Here is a 3960-nt window from a genome sequence, read left to right as displayed (position 1 = left end):
CAGTTCGAGGAGCGCTTCAACGTCTGCTAATTCCACCTTAGATTTTTTCCGCTTAGCTCGAAGCTTGCTGAGCATCATTGCCGCGTCAGGTGTTAGTCTTTTGGGAAGTGTATTAGCTGTGTCACGCGGTTCGATTCCTTGGTCAAGTTGTCGGGCATAGTTGAGAGTAGCATCAGCCAGGGCGATCGGAACTCGGATGGTGCGAGTCGGGCCACTCTGCCAAGCAGCTTTAAAGCGAGAATCTTTGATTGAGTCTTCGTGTCCTTTAGGGTTGGGCATAGTAAATGAATCGCTTGTGTCAGGCGTTTCACTTACTATAGCAGTAACGCCAATTAGTGTCAACCGCGTGACACACGACTTTTTGGTGTCCTTGCGGACTGCGTGGCGGCTATTTTTCCGATGGCCGATTTTCCACCTGTGACTGCGAAAAAGACAGTGGCGGCCAGTCGTAAAAATCCCGCTAGAGGTTTACGCGGGGAAACACATATTTCCCAACCTAGAGCCTGAAACCGTTACAGCAAGGTTGCAGGGCAAGGTTTACTCTGCATAACTTCCCTTATAAATACCTAACACCTGAAACTGGTAGAAGTTACCTAAAGCGTTCTGCAACCAGTATATGTAACCGCTAATTATCTACCAATCCACTGTGTCAGGCGGTTCAGCCTTAGAGGTATCAGCATTAATTTCTACCGTCGGAGAATTCGGGAGAATGTATCCATAATAAGCTGCCGCTTTTTCCCAGGTCTGTGGATACATTATTTGCAGAGTAAGAAGTTCTGGTCTGAGAACCTCGGATTTTGGGGTAGTTACCTCTGGATTAACCAAGGCTTCCGAGTACATCTCTTTGAATTCCTGCAAATACTCAGCTCCATGCTTGTTCAACCAAGCATTGTTGCTAGCTATTGGAAAAGGCGACTCTTGTATTTTCTTTTTACAAAACTTTTCAAAACTCTCTCTCATTCCTTCTGAGAGAGTCTTTAATAAGTCTGAATAAGTCTGAAGAGTCTGAGAGATTTTAGAATCCTTACTGGGAGCGGGTTCCAGAGTTTGTTTTTCTCTTTCTTGCGGTTCTTGTCTCAACACTAAGGTTTCAGTCTCAATTTTGAGACTGGTATCCTCAACCATGAGACAGGAATCAGATTTCTGAGACACCTGCTTTATCTTTGAGATTCCCGTTAAATTCCTAAAGCTGACTTTACTTTCTTGGAAATCAAATAGCCCCAGTTCTTGAAGTTTGGCTTTTGCCCTATAGTAAGTAGCTTTGCTCATGCCACACTCTCTCATGATGTCGAGTGGGTCTAATTCTTTGTAGCGGTCGCCCCAGGGGTCATGCTCTGTGAGGTAACACCAGAAGCGCCACTCAGCAGCCGATAAGTTAGCCTCTCTCAGTTTCTTAGCCATAGAAGGAGTGAAGGGGTAAAATTGCCCAGGAATAGCTGTAGAATGAGTCATAGCACGTTCTGAAGGGTTTACGAGTCCTTTGGAATAGGTCATAAGTCATTGCTCGCCCTAAGCGAGTGTGATGTGGATTGAACCCAAAAAGCCGCTGTTCTGGTTCCAATAGACGCAGCGGTTTTTTGGCGTAGATAGTTGGTTACAAAAGATTTAAGCACAACGAAGTGGAACCTGCTTTAGGTCAAAGAGAAAATATTGACTTTGTAGGAGGCTGGTGCTTACACTTCATTGAATTCTAACGCTGTAGTGAGCACATTTTGACGCTTCTATTTACAGAGCCTCAATTTTGAAATTGCACACTATACCATAAGTGTTGTTTTTTTGGGGAGTTTACCGGGTATCACTCAACCCGGTTGCAAGTTGAGCAAGCGAGCGGGCAAATCGCGGCCGGGAGGGCGGGCCACAAGAGCTGTCCCCCCGGCCCACGTTCTCATATTTCCTGGTTACCAAATTTGTTAACTAATTCCTCAAGCTGCTTTTTGCCTTCAGAGAATTTACGCCCCTTCTTGCCCAGGATATTTTCTATAATCCAGGTCGCAGTTTTACCTTGAGTCTGTGCCGCTTCCACTTTCCACCACAGTTGTAAATCACTAGCTTCATCATCGGAAGTGGTAGCGGAAGTTTCAGGCTGTAAGTCGTTGCTGTATACCGCTTCCAGAGCTTCCCGAGCGGCTTCCACTTCCTCGCCGGAAGCTGCAAGAATAGCTTCCGCTTCCTTGCGTCGTTGTTGCTCAGCCACGTAGATCGAAGTGCTAAGCTCATCAGCCACATCGGCATCAATAGCCCGCTCTTTCATTGCTTCAAATTCCTCAGCTTTAGCAACCTTCAGAGCGCACCGCCGACCTTCAAAGCAACACGCGAAACCAGACACCAGGGCAACACCTTGCATGAAATTATGCAGAGGAACCTTGCGGGAAAAAATGAACGGCGGAGCCAGCCAGAGAGTCAGTCCAGAGAGAGAAAGGACAGATACCTTCAGGAGCGACATAACATCACCCCCGCGCCTACTAAAGCCCCGATTGTGCTGGCAATCAGCCTGAACCTAAATTGCAGTAAATTGATTTTCAGAATGGCAATGATTGCGTCATCGAGTAACCAAGCGCTAGCGCTGATGATGAGTTTGAGTGCAAATAATGCTTGTACAAACAGCAGTAGGGAATGATGGAGCGATGCCAGCCAGCAAAGAAAGCTGGAGGCGATCGCAGTCAGCAAGAAGCTGTCACCGAGTGCGATCGCTTTTATCATTGCTCCGTACCTCCCAGTAATTTAGCTTTGATGGCTTCAATCCGTTCAGCAGCACGAGTTTCTGCCTTCTCCAAGCCGACACCTAAGCGGGCATATCCAGGGCGCAAGCCATGCAAAGTCTTAGCCAAACCCACATCAGCTTTTTTCTTAGTGAGTTCGTTTGTGGCTACCGCTCCCTCGTATTTCCTGTGGGCTTTATGTACCTTTGCATCCGCCTCTTCAATCTGTCCCAGCGATTTATAGGCTTTTTTTGCGTGACGAGCGCCCTCGGTTTTTTCTTTTGCTAACTCCTTCAGCTTGTCAGCTTCTTCCTTGTCAAAATACCGAGGAGCGTCAACCACGGGCGAGGTGCGGATGCTGGCAAATGTACCGGGGTTAAGGGGTGTAATTACGCTTGCATCTGTAGGGGCAGTCAGCTTGTCAGACTTACTGCTGATAGCATCACTACTTTCGCCGCCAAACAGTCGAGTCATTGTTCCCATTATTTTGCTCCAATTTGAATGTTGACTTTGACAGGAGGCAGTAGATTAAGTGGGTTGATTTGTCGCCAAAGACTCATTGCCAGCAAAAAGATTCCCGCAGATGCGAGCGCGAGCGCGATGAGTTGGGAGAGGTCAACCCAATCAAAAAAATTGGTGGAATTTTGGGGAGTGAAGCTGCACACCGGGGATGAACCATCATTAATCCATCCGCTTGTGTCAGGCGATTCAGTGTCTACAGTGTCTACAGAAGGATAAATGATACGCTCGACACATTGGCATGAATCCACGTACTCACTTTTATGACCAGGGCAATCAACACAGTAAGCCTCGCAAACAGCTTCCCAAGTGGAAGTTTTGGAAAGTTTGCCAAATTTTTTGGCGTCGTCGTTAGTTAATCCCAGGCTGTAAGCGTGTGCTTTCAAGTGGTCGATGCGACGACGATTGACGATGGGTTCACTCATGGCAAAACCTCACGTCAAACGTGAATAATTGCGATCGCCCGTCAAGGCAATCGGCTGAATATGGCATTATAGTTAGGCTCCAAGCGTTATAGGACAACGGTTGGGGAAGTTCGTGGTTAGTTCAGTGGTGAGACACTGGGCTACCGCGCGTCAATCTTCCTTAATTACTTACGATCGCAGTATCGCAGCCACCTTGTCAAGAGTAGCGGGTAAAGTTTTGTCACCTCAGCTTTAGTCAAGCAGTTCGAGGAGCGCTTCAACGTCTGCTAATTCCACCTTAGATTTTTTCCGCTTAGCTCGAAGCTTGCTGAGCATCA

5 protein-coding genes and 1 pseudogene are annotated in these 3960 nt (G+C 47.2%); all 6 read right to left on the bottom strand.

Translation table 11 applies throughout. The annotated features are described in order from the left end of the window. Window positions 1-279 (bottom strand): annotated as a pseudogene (locus tag QUA07_RS29540) (hypothetical protein); the annotation flags it as partial. A 354-nt stretch (window positions 280-633) separates the two neighbouring features. Further along, window positions 634-1452 (bottom strand): hypothetical protein, encoded by an 819-nt coding sequence (locus QUA07_RS29535; protein WP_333332724.1) that lies wholly within the window; start codon window positions 1450-1452, stop codon window positions 634-636. A 433-nt stretch (window positions 1453-1885) separates the two neighbouring features. Further along, window positions 1886-2443: a hypothetical protein gene (locus QUA07_RS29530; protein ID WP_333332721.1), complete on the bottom strand. Its 558-nt coding sequence runs from the start codon at window positions 2441-2443 to the stop codon at window positions 1886-1888. Then, window positions 2431-2700, bottom strand: coding sequence for a hypothetical protein (locus QUA07_RS29525; RefSeq protein ID WP_333332718.1), 270 nt, complete (start codon window positions 2698-2700; stop codon window positions 2431-2433). The genes QUA07_RS29530 and QUA07_RS29525 overlap by 13 nt, the downstream gene beginning before the upstream one ends. Next, complete coding sequence (locus QUA07_RS29520; protein ID WP_333332716.1) at window positions 2697-3182, bottom strand: hypothetical protein; 486 nt, start codon at window positions 3180-3182, stop codon at window positions 2697-2699. The genes QUA07_RS29525 and QUA07_RS29520 overlap by 4 nt, the downstream gene beginning before the upstream one ends. Beyond that, complete coding sequence (locus tag QUA07_RS29515) at window positions 3182-3643, bottom strand: hypothetical protein (RefSeq protein ID WP_333332713.1); 462 nt, start codon at window positions 3641-3643, stop codon at window positions 3182-3184. Before QUA07_RS29515 ends, QUA07_RS29520 begins: the two co-directional genes overlap by 1 nt. Window positions 3644-3960: the final 317 nt, after the last annotated feature.

It is taken from the genome of Microcoleus sp. T3_A4 (assembly GCF_036700465.1).
Classification (GTDB): domain Bacteria; phylum Cyanobacteriota; class Cyanobacteriia; order Cyanobacteriales; family Microcoleaceae; genus Microcoleus.
The sequence above is the reverse complement of the archived record's forward strand: the minus strand, read 5'-3'. Positions and strand labels throughout refer to the sequence as shown.